The sequence below is a fragment of the Saccharothrix sp. NRRL B-16348 genome, from assembly GCF_001280085.1.
In the GTDB taxonomy this organism is placed as follows: domain Bacteria; phylum Actinomycetota; class Actinomycetes; order Mycobacteriales; family Pseudonocardiaceae; genus Actinosynnema.
The window spans coordinates 19,125-36,249 of record NZ_LGED01000202.1 but is presented as its reverse complement, the minus strand read 5'-3'; the positions used below and the strand labels follow the sequence as shown (position 1 = coordinate 36,249).

Sequence of the window (17,125 nt, the reverse complement as noted above, 5' to 3'; positions counted from 1 at the left end):
ATCCCCTCGTCGGCCGGGGCGGGCCTGCATATGCATACCTCACGGGACCGACGGTCCGCCGCCGGGTCGCCGAGCCGATACCGATGCCCGGCCGGAGGTCAGCCGCCCTTCTCCGCCAGGGCCCTCAGCTCCGCCGCCCGGTCGCTGTCGAGCCGCTCGTAGAGGTCGATCGCCCGCCTGCGGTGCTCGGCGGCCGTCGCCCGGTCGCCCCGGCGGTCGAAGACGTCCGCCATGCCGGCCAGCGCGGCGGCGTGCACCCATGGGATCGTCGCCTGGTCCAGGGTGCCGAGCGTGCGCCGGAAGTAGTCCAGCGCCTCGTCCAGCCGCCCCTCCTTGCGGTGGATCTCCGCCACCACGTTCGCCGCCTCGGCCGCGGCGGTGGCGTCCGCCAGCCGCTCCATCGCGGCCAACGCGCGCATGGCACTGTCGAGCGCTTCGTCCTCCCGGCCCAACGCGCTCAACGGCCGGGCGACCTCCATGAGCACAGCCGCCTCCGCGTGGTCGTCCCGGACCTGCGCGCTCGCCTCGATCGCCTCCCGGAAGCGCTCGATCGACTCCTCGTGCCGGCCCAGCTTCGTCAACGCCGCCGCCGCGTTGCGCAGAGTCGCCGCGAGGTGCGCCGGGAACCCCTTCTCCCGCTGGATCCGAACGCCGCGCTCCGCGTGCTCCAGCGCTTCCTCGTACCGCCCCAGGTGGTCGAGGCAGGCGCAGATGTTGCCCAGCAGCACGGACGCGGGCGCGTGCTCGCCGCCCGCCTCCATCAGGGCGTGCGCCTCGCGATACCGGACCAGCGCCTCCTCGTTGCGCCCGCAGGCCCAGTAGCCGCCGGCCAGCCCGCTGAGGACGCGCGCCCGTGCCCGGTCGTCGCCCAGCCGCACCGTGGCGTCGAGGGCGATCTCGTGGGTGGAGATCCAGTCCGGGACGTGACCGCCGTGGTAGTAGAAGCCCCAGAGCAGGTAAGGCAGCTGCCAGGCGTGCTCGTCGAGCCCGGTGCGGGCGGCGTGGCGCACGGCGGCCGCGATGTTCTCGCGCTCCGCCTCGAACCACTCCACGGCCGGACCGGCGGTGTCGAGCCCCGGCAGCTCGAGCGACCCGTCGGTGGTGCGCACGGGCAGCCGCGGCCGGTGCGGGTAGAGCACCTCGTCGCCGACCTTCACCGCGGCGAGGTAGTAGTCGAGCAGCCGGACGACCGCCGCGTGGTCCGGTTCGGCGGTGCCCTGCGCGTACTGGCGGACCAGGTCGTGCAGCCGGAACCGGCCCTGGCGGGGTTCCTCCACCAGGTTCACCTCGACCAGCGCGCCCAGCACCTCGTCCACCACGTCCGCGGGCAGCCCCGACAGCGCGGCGCCGGAGTACCGGTCCACGTCCTCGCCGACGTGGTGGCCCAACGCCCGGAACACGCGCCGCTGCACGTCGTCCAGCGTCCGGTAGGACACGGCGAACGCGGACGCGACGTCCCGGTCGTCCGCGGCGAACTCGCGCAGCCGCCGCCGCTCGTCGCGCATCCGGTCGATCAGGTACTCGGCGGACCACGCCGCCCGGTGGTGCAGCCTGGCCGCCGCGAGCCGGATCGCCAGCGGGAGGTGGCCGCACAGCTCCACCAGCCGGGTCAGCGTGGCCGCGTCGAGGCTGGTCCGGCCCGCCACCTGCCGGAAGAGGTCGACGGCGACCGGTTCGGGCAGGACCGGCAGCGACAGCGCGTGGCTGCCGTCCAGGCCCACGAGCCTGCGCCTGCTGGTCACGATCACCAGGCAGCCGGGCGTGGCCGGCAGCAGCGGCCGGACCTGCGCGGCGTCGAACGCGTTGTCCAGCACGACCACCGCGCGCAGCCCGGCCACCTCGGAGCGCCACAACGCCACCCGCTCGTCCGGCCCGACCGGCACGCGCTCGCGCGGCACGCCGAGCGAGTACAGCAGCACGGCGAGCGCGTCGAGCGACTCCCGCGGCTCACGGCCCTCGGTGTAGCCGTGCAGGTCGATGTAGAACCGGCCGTCGGGGTACCGGTCGGACAGCAGGTGCGCGGCGTGCACCGCGAACGCCGTCTTCCCGACGCCTGCCATCCCGTCCACCGCGCACACCAGTCCGCGGTCGGCGACCCGCGCGACCGCCGCCAGCTCGTCGGCCCGCCCGGTGAAGTCGGGCAGGTCGCGGGGCAGGTGGTCGCGGAGGCGGACGGACGGCGCCGCGCCGTCGTCCTCGGCGAGCAGCGCCGCGTGCAGCGCCCGCAGGTCCGCACCGGGTTCGACGCCCAGCTCGGTGGTGAGGACGGTCCTCATCTCCGCGTAGGCGGTCAGCGCCTCGGCCCGCCTGCCGGACATCCGCAGCGCCGTGATCAACTGCGCCCAGAACCGCTCCCGCAGCGGGTGCTGCTTGGTCAACGACCGCAGCTCGGCGACGTGGCCGGCGCCGCGACCGGCCGCCAGCTCGGCGTCGAAGCGGCGCTCCAGCACGCCGAGGCGTTCCTCCAGCAGCGGCTCGACGTCGTCGTGGCGCAGCGAGTCCGACGGCACGTCGGACAACGGCGTGCCGCGCCACAGCTCCAGCGCCTCGGCGAACCGGCCCCGTGCGGCCAGTGCCCGGAACTCGTGCAGGTCCAGCGCGTGCGGCGGCAGTTCCGCCAGGTAGCCGCCGGTGGTCGTGCGCACCACGTTGGCCTCGCCGAGCGCCTGGCGCAGGCGCCGCACCACCATCTGCAACGTCGCCTTGGCCCGGTCCGGGTTCGGCGCGGCGCCGTCCCACAACCGGTCGACCAGCTCGTCGGCCGTCACCGGCTGGTTCGCCCGCAGCAGCAGGGTCGCCAACAAGATCCGCGCCCGTCCGGCCGGGATCGACACCAAGGCGTCGCCGTGCCACACCTCGAGCGGACTGAGCACGTTGAACCGCGACGCGATCACGCCCACCGACCTTCGACGGCCGACGGGCGGGAGGTGGAGCGGGCCGGGCCGGGCGCGGACGGCCGCGGGGACGAGGGTGCGGAGAACTCCGGAACCGTGAACCGCGCCGCCAACACTCCTCCTCGTACGTCACCAGGCTACAACTCGCCGCCGACCGCGCGAACGGCTCGACCGGCGCGCTCGCCCGTGGTCGGCCAGGCCAGGCTCCGCGGCACGGTCGCACCCGACGCTTCAGCCGACCGTGGCGAGGCGGGCCCGGATGTCGGCCTCGTGGGGCAGTCCCCTCTCGACGCACACGGCCAGTGCCCGGACCAGGTGGGTGCGGGCCGCGTGCGGGTCGTCCACCATCAGCAGCAGGTCGGCGTAGTTGGCGTGCAGGCGCACGAGGTTCAGGCCGCTCCACGAGTCGGTGCCGCGCGCGAGGATCGACTCGTAGGTGTCCACCGCGTCCCGCAGCCTGCCGAGCCGCACCAGGATCTGCGCGAGGGTCTCCTCGACCGCGCCGAAATCCAGCTCGCCGGGCATCCGCTCGCTCAGCGCGACCGCCTGCAGGCAGACCTCCAGCGACTGCTCGGGGTCGCCCTTCAGCAGGAGCGTGCCGGCGTAGTTGTTCAAGCTCACGACCAGGCCGGCCAGGTCGCCTTGCTCGGTGCGCCCCGCGATCGCGCGCTCGCTGTACTCGGCGGCGAGGTCGTACCGCCCCAACGCCTGGTAGGCGCCGGCCAACTCGCTCAGGGTCGTGTTGACGCCGTGCGAGTGCCCGATCCGCTCCCGGATCTCCAACGCCTGGTGCAACAGCGGCAGCGCCTCCTCGCCGCGCATGGTGTTGCGCCGGATCGAGCCGAGGGTGTGCAGCGAGACGGCTTCGGCGAACCGGTTGCCCAGCCGACGCGCCGCTTCGAGCGCGATCTGGTTCAACGCCCACCACTCGACCCACACGGAGTTCAGGTACAGGTACCCCCACAGGGCGGTGGGCAGCTGCCAGGCGTGCTCCAGCCTGCCGCGATCCCGCGCGAACCCGATCAGCGCCCGCAGGTTGCCGAACTCGCCGTCCAGCCACTCCACCACCTGCCGGTGGTCGCGGAAGGCCAACAGCGGCACGGTGTCGTCGACCGGGGTGAGCGGGAGCTCGGTCCGGCTCCGGCGCAGCACCCGGTCCGCCCGGTCGACGTTGTGCAGGTAGAAGTCCAGCAGCCGGTCGACGGCGCGTTCCCGCTCCTGCTCGGGCTCCTCGACCTCGGCCCGACCCTCCGCGTGCAGCCGCAGCAGGTCGTGCATCACGAATCGACCCGGCCGCGGCTGCTCCAGCAGGTGCGCGCGGAGCAGCTCGCCCAGCGTCCGCCGGACCTCGGCGCGGTCGACGCCGGTCAGCGCGGCGGCCGACTCGGTGGTGAAGTCGCGGCACGGCACCACGCCGAGGAGCCGGAACAGCCGTCGCGCGGTCGGCGTCAGCTTGCGGTGCGACAGCGCGAACGTGGAGCGGACCGCGGAGGGCAGGTCGCCGGGGATCGCCAGCTCGGCGAGTCGGTCACCCGACCGCAGCGCCGCCGCGTACTCCGCGACGCTGCCCGGTTCCGCGGTCAGGGTCGCGGCGGCCACCCGCAGCGCCAGCGGCAGGCCCGCGCACACCCGCACCAGCTCGGCCACCGCCTCCGGTTCGGCGTCCACCCGGTCCGCGCCCAGGATGCGGCGCAGCAGGTCCACCGACTCCGCCGGGGACAACCCGTCCAGCCGGACCAGCACGGCGTCGTCGAGCGCGACCAGGCCGCGCAGGTCGTTGCGACCGGTGACCACGGCGAAGTTGCCCGCTCCGGGTGGCAGCAGCGGGCGCACCTGCGCGACGTCGGCGGCGTTGTCCAGCACGACCAGGATCCGCCGGTCGGCGATCCCCGACCGGTACAGCGCGATCTGCTCGTCCAGCGCGATGGGGATGCGTTCCGGCGCGATGCCCAGCCCTCCGAGCAGGTGCGTCAGCGCCTGGCCGGGGGTCAACGGCCGCAGGTCGTGGTCGTAGCCGCGCAGGTTGACCAGCAGCTGCCCGTCGGGGAAGTCCGCGGCGACCCGGTGCGCCCAGTGCACCGCCAGCGCGGTCTTGCCCAGCCCTCCCATGCCCGTGATCGCGACCACCGCGGCGGCCCGCACGTCCCCGGCCAGCCGGTCCAGCACCACGATCTCCTCGTGCCGGCCGGTGAAGCTGCGCACGTCGGCCGGGAGCTGCCGGGGCGCGATCGGCCGGCCGCGCGACTCCGACGCCGCTCCCAGCACCTCCTGGTGCACCTCGCGCAGGTACTCACCCGGGTCCACGCCCAGCTCGTCCGCCAGCAGGGCGCGCACCTCCTGGAACGCGGCGAGCGCACCGGCCTGCTGACCGGACCGGGCCAGCGCCAGCATGAGCTGCCCCCAGAACTTCTCCCGCAACGGGTGCTCACGGGTCAGCGAACGCAGCTCCGGCACCAGCTCGGCGGACCGCCCCGCGGCCAGGTCCGCCGCGATCCGGCGCTGCAGCACCGCCAGCCGCTCCTCCACCAGCGGCGGCACGTCCTCGGTGTGCAGCACGTCCGACCGCACATCCGACAAAGGCGTGCCCCGCCACAGCGCCAACGCCTCGGTGAGCCGACCCCGACCGACCAGGTCGCGGAACTCGTGCAGGTCCAGCGCACCGGGCGCGATGTCAGCCACGTAGCCGCGCGTCACCGTGCGCACGACGTTCGCCTCGCCCAAAGCCTGCCGCAGGCGCCGCACCACCATCTGCAACGTGGCTCTGGCGCGGTCCGGGTTGGGCGCTTCACCGTCCCACAACCGGTCGACCAGCTCGTCGGCCGTGACGGGCTGGTTCGCCCTCAGCAGCAGGATCGCCAACAACAACCGCGCACGCCCGGCGGGGATCGGCACGAGCACGTCACCGTGCCACACCTCCAGCGGCCCGAGCACCCGGAAACTCGTCATCATCACCACCGCGGTCGAACCGGCTCTTCGAGTTCGCGCCGCACCCCGTCCGGCACGGCACGGCCGTCGACCCGCGCCCGGAGCGGGCCGAGGATTCCGAACTCGATCACCAGACCCCCTGAGCCACTCGGCGAGGACATCCTGCACGACCTGTCTCGGGCGGCTACCCGGTCGCCCCGGCACGGACGAGCCGCACGAAGTCGTCCCACTCGGCGTCCAGCCAGGCGGACGCCTCCTCCGCCGACGCGAACTCGGCCGGTCGCACGCGATCGGGCGGGGGAAGCGGCGGGCCTGCTCCGTCGAGCAGCCACCGCGCGGCGTTGGACGCGGTGAGCGCGTACCAGGTCAGCGCACGTGCGGCGGCGCGATCGGTGTCGTCGCCCTCGGTGGCGGACAGCTCGGCCGCGTACCCCCGCAGCAGGCTGTGGGTCGAGTACCGGCCCGGCGCGTCCTCCGACCACAGGTGCGCTTCGGTCAGCTCGGCAATCGCGGCCGCCGCGTCCGGCACGGGCAGCCCGGCGACCGCCGCCGCCGCGGGCACCGACACGGTCGGCACGGGGTGGCGGCCGAGCAGGCGGAACAGCCGCGCCGCCGCCGGTCCCAGCCGCCGGTACGACGACCAGAACACCCGGCACACGCGGGCGTCCTCCTCGCCGGAGTCCAAGTGCTCCAACGGGTCGTGCTCGGTCTCCAACTGGTCGGCGATGTCCGCCAACGTGAAGTGCGGGTTGACCGCGGCCCGCGTCGCCACGACCGCCAGCGCCAGCGGCAGGCCGGCGCAGAGCCGCACCAGGGAGTCGATCGCCGCCGCGTGCTCCGCCAACCGGTCCGGACCGAGCCTGCGGTCGAGCAGCGCCCGCGACCCGGCGTCGTCGAGCGGCTCGAGGGTGATCCGGCGCGCACCGCCGGCGACCAGGCCGGTGAGCCGGTTCCGGCTGGTGACCACGACGAAACCGCCGTCCGGCAGCAGGGGCCGCACCTGGTCGGCGTCACCGGCGTTGTCCAGCACCACCAGCAGCCTCCGGCCCCCGACCAGGCGGCGGTACAGCGCGACCCGCGCCTCGAACGACGCGGGCACCCGCGCCGGCGGCACCTCGAACGCGTCGAGGAAACCCCGGATCACCTCACCCGGCGGCACGGGTTCCCCGGTCGGGGCGAACCCGCGCAGGTCCACGTGCAGCCGACCGTCGGGGAACGCCTCCGCGGCCAGGTTCGCCCAGTGCACGGCCAGCGCGGTCTTCCCGATGCCCGCCATGCCGTCGATCACGACCACGCCCGGACCTGCCTCGGCGCACGCGGACAGGTCGGCCAACGCCGCGTCACGGCCGACGAAGTGCGGGCTGCGCGGTGGCAGCAGGTGCGGCACGACCGACCGCGCCCGCGCCAGGTCCGGGTCGGCGACGAGGATGTGCCCGTGCAGCTCGCGCAACGCGGGGCCCGGCTCGACGCCCAGCTCGGCGGCCAGCACCTCGCGTGCCGCGCGGTAGGCGGCCAACGCCTCCGCCTGCCGGTCCGCCCGGTACAGCGCCAGCATCAGCTGCGCCCGGAACCGCTCGCGCAGCGGATGCGCCCGGACCAGCGACCGCAGCTCGGTGACCAGCTCGTGCGCCTTGCCCGCGGCCAGGTCGGCGTCGAGCCGCCGTGCCAGCACGCCGAGGCGTTCCTCCTCCAGCGGCACGACCTCCAGCCGGTGCAACGCGTCCGACCGCACGTCGGACAACGGCGCGCCACGCCACAGCGCGAGCGCCTCCGCGTGCCGCCCGGCGTCCGCCAGGGACCGGAACCGGCGCAGGTCGAGCCCGTCGGCCGGGACGTCGGCGAGGTAGCCGCCGGTGACGGTGCGGACCACGTTCGCGGGGCCGAGCGCGCGGCGCAGCCGGGTGACGGTCATCTGCAGCGTGGCCCTGGCGCGGGCCGGGTCGGGCGCGCCGCCGTCCCAGAGCCGTTCGACCAGCTCGTCCGAGGTGACGACCTCGCCCGCGCGCAGCAGCAACGTGGCCAGCAGCACCCGCGCCTTGCCCGCCGGTACGACGATGGGACTGCCCGCGTGCCGGACCTCCAGCGGTCCGAGCACCCTGAACTCAACCGTCACCAGGCTCCCCCTGCACGGTGACGAGTGTACCGGCGTGATCACGGGCCGTGACGTGACGACGACGGTCGGCTGACCCCACAGGCTCCGGGGTGAGGCCGTCGTGAGGGGTCTGTGAGTCGCTTCGCGCACAGTGGGGTCGTTCACCGCCGCGACCCCCAGTGGGCGCGGGACCGGAGGTCCGCACGAGGGGGGAAGCCCCGGTCCCGGTGGCGGGCCGTCGTCGAGGAACGCGACGCGCCCGCCCTGCCCGACGCCGCGGTGACGACCTGACCCGCGGGCCTCGGCACTCTCCCCGTCGAAGGCCCGCGGTGTCGGTCCGGGAGCCGCGCGGTGCGCGCCGAAGCGGGTCACCGGCCCCGCGACGGCAGGTCGGCCACCTTCGCGCGCAGCGCCTCGGCGGTGCCGTGGCCCAGCTCGTCCAGGATGTCCAGCGCCGCCCGCCACACCTCGCGTGCCGCGTCGTGGTCGCCCGCCAGCACGTGCGTGTCGCCGAGCCGTTGCAGCGTCGCGGCTTCCTCGTAGCGGTCGCCGCTCTCCCGGTACCGCGGCAGCGCCTCCCGGTAGCAGCGGACGGCCTCGTCCAGGTCGTGCAGGCGGTGGTGGACGTAGCCGAGGCTGTCCCACGTCGCCGCTTCCGCCAGCACGTCGTTGACCTCGCGGAACAGCACCAGCGCCCGACCGCAGTCGGCCAGCGCGCGGTGCAGGTCCTCGCCGAGCATCGCGCGGGCCCAGCCGACGGCGTTGAGCGCGCGGGCCGTGCCGGCCCGGTCGTCGAGCTCCTCGAACACCGCCAACGCCTGCTCGGCGTGGTGCAGTGCCTCGTGCAGCCGGTCCCACGCCTCGTACAGCCCGGCCAGGTGGCGGTGGATGTGCGCCTGGCTCTGCCGGTCGCCGAGCTCCCGCACCAGGTCGAGCGCGGCGGTGAGGTGCGCCTCCGACTCGGCGAACCGCCGCAGCGTGATCAGGATCCGGCCGCGCGCCCGGTTGGTCGAGGCGAGCGCGACCCGGTCGTCCAGCCGCCGTGCCGCGGCCAACGCGATCTCCAGGCACCTCGCCTGCTCGTGCCAGAACGACCGCAGCCGGGCGAACGCCGTCGTCGTCCACGCCAACTGCCAGGCGTGCGCGTCGAAACCGTGCGCGGCGGCGTGCCCGACCGCGGCGAACAGCGTCGCCTGCTCCAGGCCGAACCAGGCCAGCGCGTCGGCCCGCTCGGTCAGCTCGGTGACCACCACGCCCGGCGCGGCCTCGGCGATCGGCACCTCCTCGCGCTGCGAGTACAGCAGCCGGTCGGCCGTGTTCGCGGTGTGCAGGTAGTGGTCGAGCACCCGCCGCAGGGCTTCGCGCGGGCCGCTCTGGTCCTCCTCCGCCGCGACGAGGTCACGCGCGCAGGCGTGCACCAGGTCGTGCAGCGTGAAGCGGCCCGGCACCGGCTCCGCGATCATGTGCAGCCGGCTCAGCTCGCCCATGGAGTGGCGGGCGGCGCGGAGCGACACACCGGCCAGGCTCGCCGCCGCCGGGATCGACACCTCCGGGCCCGCGTGCACGCCCAGCAGCAGGAACATCCGCGCCGCGGCCGGGCTCAGCCGCTCGTAGGACCACGAGAACACGGTCTTGACGCTGGTCGTCGCCTCGCCCGTGTCGAGCGCCTCCAGCCTGGTCCGCTCGTCGGCCAGCTCGCCGGCCAACGCCCGCAGCGCGAAGTCCGGGTGCGCCGCCGCACGGGCCGCCACCACCGACAACGCCAGCGGCAGCCCCGCGCAGTGCCCGATCAGGTCGCGCACCGCGTCCGGCTCGGCGCCGACCCGCTCCGCGCCGAGCTGCCGCACCAGCAACGCGGTCGCCTCGTCGTCGGACAGCACGCCGAGCGGCAACGGCTGCGCGCCCTCGCGCACCACCAGCCCGTCGAGCTGGTTGCGGCTGGTCACCAGGGCCAGGCACCGGGAACCGCTCGGCAGCAGCGGCCGCACCTGCTCGCTGTCCGCGGCGTTGTCCAGCACCACCAGCACCCGGCGCTCGGCCAGCAGGCTGCGGTACAGGCCCACCTGCTCGTCCAGCCCGGACGGGATGCGCTCCGGCGCCACGCCCAGCGCGCCGAGGAAACCGCGCAACGCCTCGTCCGGGCTCATCGGCACGCCCGTCGGGTCGAACCCGCGCAGGTTCACGTAGAGCTGGCCGTCCGGGAAGCGGTGCGCGCTCCGGCTCGCCCAGTGCAACGCCAACGCCGTCTTGCCGACACCGGCCGCGCCGTTGATCGCCGAGATCACCACCGCGCCCGCGCCACCCGCCGAGTCGACCAACGCCCACAGCGCCGCCAGCTCGCCTTCGCGCCCGACGAAGAACCGGGTGTGCATCGGGAGCTGCCGCGGCGTGCTCGACGCGTCCCGCCGGGTGCCCGCGCGCACGCCGACCGGCGCGGCGGTGAGGATCCGCTGGTGCAGCTCCTGCAACCGCGGGCCCGGGTCGACGCCGAGCTGCTCCGCCAGCAGCTCGCTCACCGACCGGTAGGCGGCCAGCGCCTCGGCCTGCCGGTCCGACCGGGACAGCGCCTCCATCAGCTGGCCCCAGAACCGCTCGCGCAGCGGGTGCTCACGGGTCAGCGACCGCAGCTCGGGCACCACCTCCGCCGACCGGCCCGCCGCCAGGTCGACGTCGAGGCGCCGTTCCAGCGCGTCGAGGCGTTCCTCCAGCAGCGGCGCGACGTCCTCGCCGTGCAGGACGTCCGACGGCACGTCCGACAGCGGCGCGCCCCGCCACAGTGCCAGCGCCTCGCTCAGCCGGTCGCCGTCGACCAGCTCGCGGAACCGGTGCAGGTCCAGCGCCCCCGGCGGCACGTCCGCCGCGTACCCGCCGGTGGCGGTGCGGACCACGTTCGCCGCGCCGAGCGACTGGCGCAGCCGGGTCACCACCATGTGCAAGGTCGCCCTGGTGCGGGCCGGGTTCACCGACCGGCCGTCCCAGAGCCGGTCGACCAGGAGGTCCATCGGCACCACGCTGCCCGCGCGGAGCAGCAGGCTGGCCAGCAGCACCCGCGCCTTGCCCGTCGGCACCGCCACCTGCCTGCCGTCGTGCCAGACCTCGAGGGGCCCGAGCACCTTGAACTCAGTCTCCACGCCACCCCCTTACCCCGCGGGGCGAAAGCATAAGGCAGCACACCGACACCGCCCGTGCACCGTGAGTCAAGTGTGAGGGCCGTCCGGCACAGTCACCGACGGCCACCGCGCCGGCCGCACGGCAGTCGCGCACACCGGGGGGGTACTGCCGTTCACGCAGGTGGAACGGCCGGCGGTGGCACCGCGGCCCGCGCCCGACGCTCGTCGTTCCGGGCGCGGGCCGCCGACTCCCGACGCTCGACGCACACCGGGTGCGAGCACTTCGGACGTCCACACCCCCGAACCGGCCGTCTCCCCGGCAGGTCGCGCCCGACGATCGGAAACGCGGAAGGCCCCGCCGGAGCGAGGCCTTCCCGTCGTGCGCGAAACCCTTCAGTCCGGGTCGATCCACGCGAGCTGGATGCGCTGCTGCCCCAGCTTGCGGGTGACCAGCGTGCCCCGGCCGGGAGGCTGCGGCGACGCCTTGAGGTTGCCCACGATCGCCCCTTCCTCCTTCGAGCCCGAACCGACCAGGATCGGCGCCGAGATCTCCTTCAGCTTGCCGAGGATCGGGTCGTACATCGCCCGCGACGCGCCACCCATGCGCCGCACCGCGACGATGTGCAGCCCCACGTCCTTCGCCTGCGGGATGAACTCCGCCAGCGGCTGCAACGGGTTCTGCGAACCCTGCGGCGCGACCAGGTCGTAGTCGTCCACGATCACGAACAGCTCCGGACCCTTCCACCAGGACCTGTTCTTCAACTGCTCCTGGGTGACGTCCGGGCCGGGCAGGCGGTTCGCCATCGAGCCCCGGACGTCCTTGATCATGTCCGTGAGCTGCGCCGACGACACCGCGTAGGACAGCAGGTGGTCGGTCTCGATGTAGCCCAGCATCGTGCGCCGGTAGTCGACCAGCATGATCAGCGCCTCGGACGAGGTGTAGCTGGTCATGATGCCGCGCACGATCGTGCGCAGCAGGTTGGTCTTGCCCGACTCGCCGTCGGCCAGCGCCATGAAGTGCGGGTCGGCGTCGAAGTCCACGTACACCGGCGCCAGTTCGTCCTCGTTGACGCCGATCGGCACCAGGTGGCCCCGGTTCGGGCGCTGCTGCTGCACCTGCGCCATGAAGTCGTGGTACGGCAGCAGGTCGGGCAGCAGGCGGACCTGCGGCGCGCGCGGCCCGCGCCACGCGGCGCTCACCTTGGCGATCATGTCCTGCACGCCCGCCGCCACGTTCTCCGCGTCAGACGACGCGTCGATCCGCGGCAACGCGGTCAGGAAGTGCAGCTTCTGCGGCGACAGACCGCGACCCGGCCGGCCGGGCGGCACGTTGACCGCGACCTTCCGGTCCACCTCGGACTCGCTGACGTCACCGAGCCGCAGCTCGAACCGCGTGCCGAGGAGGTCCTTCATCGCGGGCCGGATCTCCGCCCACCGGTTCGCCGCCACCATCACGTGCACGCCGTAGGACAGACCCTGCGCGGCCAGCGCCTGGACCATCGGCTCCAGCGCCTCGAACTCCTGCCGGAAGTTCATCCAGCCGTCCACGATCAGGAACGCGTCACCGAAGTCGTCGTCGCGGATCTCGCCGCGCCGCCTGCGGTTGCGGAACTCGACCATCGAGTCGATGCCCTGCGCGCGGAACCGCTGCTCGCGCTCGGAGATCAGGCCCGACAGCTCGGCCACCATCCGGCGCGCCTTGTCCACGTCCAACCGGCTGGCGAACCCACCGACGTGCGGCAGGTTCTCCAGCGACGCCAGCGTGCCGCCACCGAGGTCGAGGCAGTAGAACTGCACTTCCTGCGGCGTGTGCGTCAACGCCATGGACGTGATCAGCGTGCGCAGCATCATCGACTTGCCCGACTGCGGACCGCCGACGATCGCGCCGTGGCCCGCGGCGCCGGAGAAGTCCGCCCACAGCAGGTCGCGCCGCTGCTCGAACGGCTTGTCCACCACGCCCAGCGGCACCTGCAGCTTGCCGTTGGAGAAGAAGCCGGGCGCGGTCAGGCCGCGGTCCTCGGTCGCCTGCAACGGCGGCAGCAGCGTGTCCAGCGACGGCGGCTCGTTCAGCGGGGGCAGCCACACCTCGTGCGCCGGCGGGCCCTGGCCCACCAAGCGCTCGACGATGACCTCGAGCTCGGACGGCTCGTTCGAGTCGTCTTCCTTCTTCTCCTGCTTGACCTGCTCGACCGGCTTGATCGGCTCCTTGGGGATCTCGATGTAGTCCGGCACGAAGTAGCGGGGCCGCTTGTCGCTGGTCACCGGCGCGGACGGGCCCGCGACCTGCAAGCCGGCGGGCCGGTACGGGCCGGACACGTACAGCGCCTTGAACCGGGTCAGCGGCGAGCCCTGCACGCCCAGGTACCCGGAACCCGGGATGGGCGGCAGCTCGTAGGCGTCCGGCACGCCGATCGCGGCACGCGACTCGGCGGCGGAGAACGTCTTCAGACCGATCCGGTAGGACAGGAACGTGTCCAGGCCGCGCAGCTTGCCCTCCTCCAGCCGCTGCGACGCGAGGAGCATGTGCATCTGCAGCGACCGGCCGACGCGGCCGATCTGGAGGAAGATGTCGATGAAGTCCGGCTTCGCCGTCAGCATCTCGGAGAACTCGTCGATGCAGATGAACAACGCAGGCAGCGGGTCGAGGTCGGCGCCGTTCTCGCGCGCCTTCTCGTAGTCCCACACGTTCTTGTAGTTGCCCTTGGCCAGCACTTCCTGGCGGCGCGACACCTCGCCGGCGATGGCGTCCTTCATGCGGTCGACCAGGGTCAGGTCGCCCGCCAGGTTGGTGATCGTCGCGGCGACGTGCGGCGCCTTGTCCAGGCCCAGGAACGTCGCGCCACCCTTGAAGTCGACCAGGATCATGTTGAGCGAGGTCGACGAGTGCGTGGCCAGCATGCCCAGCACGAGCGTGCGCAGGAACTCGGACTTGCCGGAACCGGTGGCGCCGATGCACAGGCCGTGCGGGCCCATGCCCTCCATCGCGGCTTCCTTGATGTCCAGCTCGACCTGCTGACCGAACTCGCCGATGCCGAACGGCACCCGGTAGCGGTCGCGCACCGGCCGTGGCCGCCACGCCGCCTGCACGTCGAAGGTCATCGGGTCGCCGGGGATGCCCAGGAACTCCAGCAACGGCGGGTTGTTGCTCATCGACAGCGGGTCCTCGTCGCTGCCGCCGACGTCCACGCCGCCGACCCGGTACGGCGACAGCCGCCGGGCCAGCGCCTCGGCCTCGACCACGCTCAGCCAGTCCGGCCCGCCGAACCACTCGACGCCGCTCGCGCTGCGCGCGCCGAGCTTGCCGTCCTCGATCACCAGCCGCAGGCCGCGGCGGGCGGTGAGGTTGCCCAGCGACTCGGACAGGTCGAACAGCGTGACGCCGACCAGGCCCTCTTCCAGGATGATCTGCTCTTCCCGGGTGACGTCGCCGTCGTCGATCAGGATCACGATGTGCGGCTGGTCGGCGGGCGGCGGCGCGTTGCGGGTGAACCGCTGGCGGTCGCGCAGCTGCTCGTCCAGCATCTGCTCGACCTCGCTCAGCGAGCCCGCCATCATCCGCATCTGCCCGATGCCGTCGACGATCGCCGGGTGCTGCACGTGCGGCAGCCACTTCATCCACTCCCACTCGGCCTTGGTGCGGCCGGTGGTGACCACCGCGACCAGCAGGTCGTCCGGTGAGTGGAAGGTGACCATCTGGGCCAGCAGGGCGCGGGCCAGGCCGCGCTTCTCCTCGATCTCGCCGAGCAGGCCGACGGCGGCGAAGCCGCGCAGCGCGATGGAGATCGGCAGGTCGGGCACCAGCGAGTGGGCGCGCACGAACCGGCGCAGCGCCAGCGTCGCGATCGGCTCCAGCTCCTCGACGGGGCCGGTCTGCGGCGGCACGAGCCGGGTGGCCAGCCGCTGCGAGCCGCGGCCCGCGCGCAGGTGGCAGAAGTCCGGGTCGTTCTGCCGGCGCTCCCACATGCGCCGTGTGGTGGCCAGCGACCACAGCATCTGCGGGTCCGGGTGCACCCACTCGCGCTCGGCGCGCTGCTCGTTGGCGGCCTCGCGGGCGCGGTCGCGCATCTGGCCGAGGTACCGCAGGTAGTCCTTGCGGTCCTCGTTCATCTCGGCCTTCTTCTGGCCCTTGCCGCTGCCCATGCCGCCGGCCATCATGCCGATGGTCGACACCAGCATCATGCCCGGCATGATCATCGCCGCCGGGCTGCGATTGCTGTAGCTGAACATCAGCAGCATCATGCCGACGGACGACACGATCATGACGACGGGCATCGCCTTCATCATGATGTTGCCGGGGATGACCCGTGGCACCTCGGGTGGTGGTTCGAGGTGGACCTCACCGCCGGGTGGGCGGGGAGCAGCGAGGCGTGCCGTGCGCTTGAACTGCAGCGTGCTCACCTAACAGGCACCTCTTCAGCGTCGATCCGTAAACGATCAGCCCGACTGCGCTCGAATCCCGATCGGGCGTGTGGGCCCGCCACAGTCGCAACGACACTATGGCGCATCGGAACCCCGAACGACGGGGGGTCGGGCAAATCCGCGGCCAACGTGTTGCGACGTGTTCCACCGAACAGCCCTGCCGCGACGCCCGCTGCCCCCATACTGGGTCCGCTCCTCCAGGGGCGGGCCGAAGCACGTCCGGCCGGACCAATAGGGTCGGGGCGGAACCACAGCACACACTCATCAGGACTTTAGGGGGCGCTGGTGGCGACCGGTACGACGGTGTTCAGCCGGGTGACGGTGGTTGCGCCGCGAACGCGTATCGACGTCGCGCTGCCCGCCGACGTCGCGGTGGCCGACCTGCTGCCGATGCTGCTGGACATGGCCAAGGAGGCCACTCCGGACGGTGGCGTGCGGCACGGCGGTTGGGCGTTGGCCAAGCTGGGCGAGGGCCCGCTGGACCCCAGCCGCACGTTGGCGTCGCTCGGCGTGGTCGACGGCGAGCTGCTGCAGCTGCGCAAGCGGAACGAGAACCCGCCACCCCCGCTGTACGACGACGTGGTCGACGCGATCGCGGAGTCCGACCCGGACAGCTTCCGCCCGTGGACCAAGGACACGGCACGCCGGTACGGCCACCTCGCGGGCGCGTTGGCGCTGATCACGGCCGCGATCGCGGTGCTGATGGCCGGTCCGCTCGCGGGCGGCGGCAACCTCGTGCCGGCGATCTGCGCGGGCGTGGTGGCCATCGCGTCGCTCATCGCGGGCGCGGTCGTGGCGCGGTCCTACAACGCCGTCGGAACGGGCGTGCTGGTCGCCGCGGCGGGCGGGCTCCCGATGGCCTACGTCGCGGGCCTGTACATCGTGCCCGGCGCGATCGGCCGGCCGAGCCTGCTGCTGGCCAGCGTGCTGGTGCTGATCTTCGCGTCGGCCTCGATCCTGCTGATCGGCCGCGGCATCACGGTGTTCATCGCCGCCGCCACGGCGGGCGCGCTGAGCGGCATCGCGTTCCTGATCGGGATCTTCGTCGACCACCCGGTGCAGGGCATCGCGGCGGGCACCGCGGCGGTCTCGCTGGCCGCGCTGTCCGTGCTGCCCCGGTTGACGATCCAGCTGGCGAAGCTGCCGCTGCCGACCGTGCCGGGCAGCGCCGAGGACCTCAAGGAGGACACCGGCTTCCCGGAGTACTCCGTGATCGAGCGGCGCACCGCCAACGCGCACGAGTACCTGACCGGCATGATCATCGGCTGCGGCGGCGTCGCCGCGCTGTTCGCCGTGATCGCGGCGGGCGACGGCTCCATCTGGGGCCCGCTGCTGGCGATCGTGGTGACGCTGGTGCTGCTGCTGCGCGGCCGGGCCTACGCCAACGGCGCGCAGGCGGTGGCGCTGCTGGCCAGCGGCATGGTCGCGGGCACCGGTGTGCTGTTCGGGTGGCTCGTGCAGTCCACGCCCGGCGACCGGCTGCTGTACGTGTTCGGCACCCTCGTGGTGGTCGGCGCGGGCGCGCTGGTGCTCGGCGTGATCTTCCCCAACCAGAAGTTCTCCCCCGTGCTGCGCCGGACCGTCGACGTGCTCGAGGCCATCCTGATCGCCGCGGTGCTGCCGCTGGCGCTGGCGGTGATGGACCTCTACGTGGCCATGCGCCAGCTCATCCCCGCGTGAGGCCG

At 73.5% G+C, this 17,125-nt stretch carries 6 protein-coding genes; 1 reads left to right on the top strand and 5 read right to left on the bottom strand.

The annotated features are described in order from the left end of the window. Positions 1 to 98: 98 nt before the first annotated feature. The 5 genes from ADK67_RS22430 to eccCa form a co-directional block, all read right to left on the bottom strand. Entirely contained in the window at positions 99 to 2,894 is a 2,796-nt protein-coding gene (locus tag ADK67_RS22430; RefSeq protein ID WP_197289573.1) for an AfsR/SARP family transcriptional regulator, read from the bottom strand. A 231-nt stretch (positions 2,895 to 3,125) separates the two neighbouring features. Then, complete coding sequence (locus ADK67_RS22425) at positions 3,126 to 5,840, bottom strand: AfsR/SARP family transcriptional regulator (RefSeq protein ID WP_053718444.1); 2,715 nt, start codon at positions 5,838 to 5,840, stop codon at positions 3,126 to 3,128. Between the two features lie 163 nt (positions 5,841 to 6,003). Next, on the bottom strand, positions 6,004 to 7,932 hold the full coding sequence (locus ADK67_RS22420; RefSeq protein ID WP_053718443.1) for an AfsR/SARP family transcriptional regulator: 1,929 nt from the start codon (positions 7,930 to 7,932) through the stop codon (positions 6,004 to 6,006). Positions 7,933 to 8,279: 347 nt separating this feature from the next. Beyond that, positions 8,280 to 11,042, bottom strand: coding sequence for an AfsR/SARP family transcriptional regulator (locus tag ADK67_RS22415; RefSeq protein ID WP_053718442.1), 2,763 nt, complete (start codon positions 11,040 to 11,042; stop codon positions 8,280 to 8,282). A gap of 372 nt (positions 11,043 to 11,414) precedes the next feature. Further along, positions 11,415 to 15,419 (bottom strand): type VII secretion protein EccCa, encoded by a 4,005-nt coding sequence (gene eccCa / locus ADK67_RS22410; RefSeq protein WP_053718441.1) that lies wholly within the window; start codon positions 15,417 to 15,419, stop codon positions 11,415 to 11,417. 306 nt (positions 15,420 to 15,725) lie between these two features. On the opposite strand from eccCa, the gene eccD reads away from it, so the two are divergent. Further along, on the top strand, positions 15,726 to 17,120 hold the full coding sequence (eccD, locus tag ADK67_RS22405; RefSeq protein WP_053718440.1) for a type VII secretion integral membrane protein EccD: 1,395 nt from the start codon (positions 15,726 to 15,728) through the stop codon (positions 17,118 to 17,120). Positions 17,121 to 17,125 lie beyond the last annotated feature (5 nt).

Coding starts and splice junctions, on each gene's coding strand:
- ADK67_RS22425 (WP_053718444.1), bottom strand. CDS start 5,840: ATGACGAGTTTCCGGGTGCTCGGGCCGCTGGAGGTGTGGCACGGTGAC.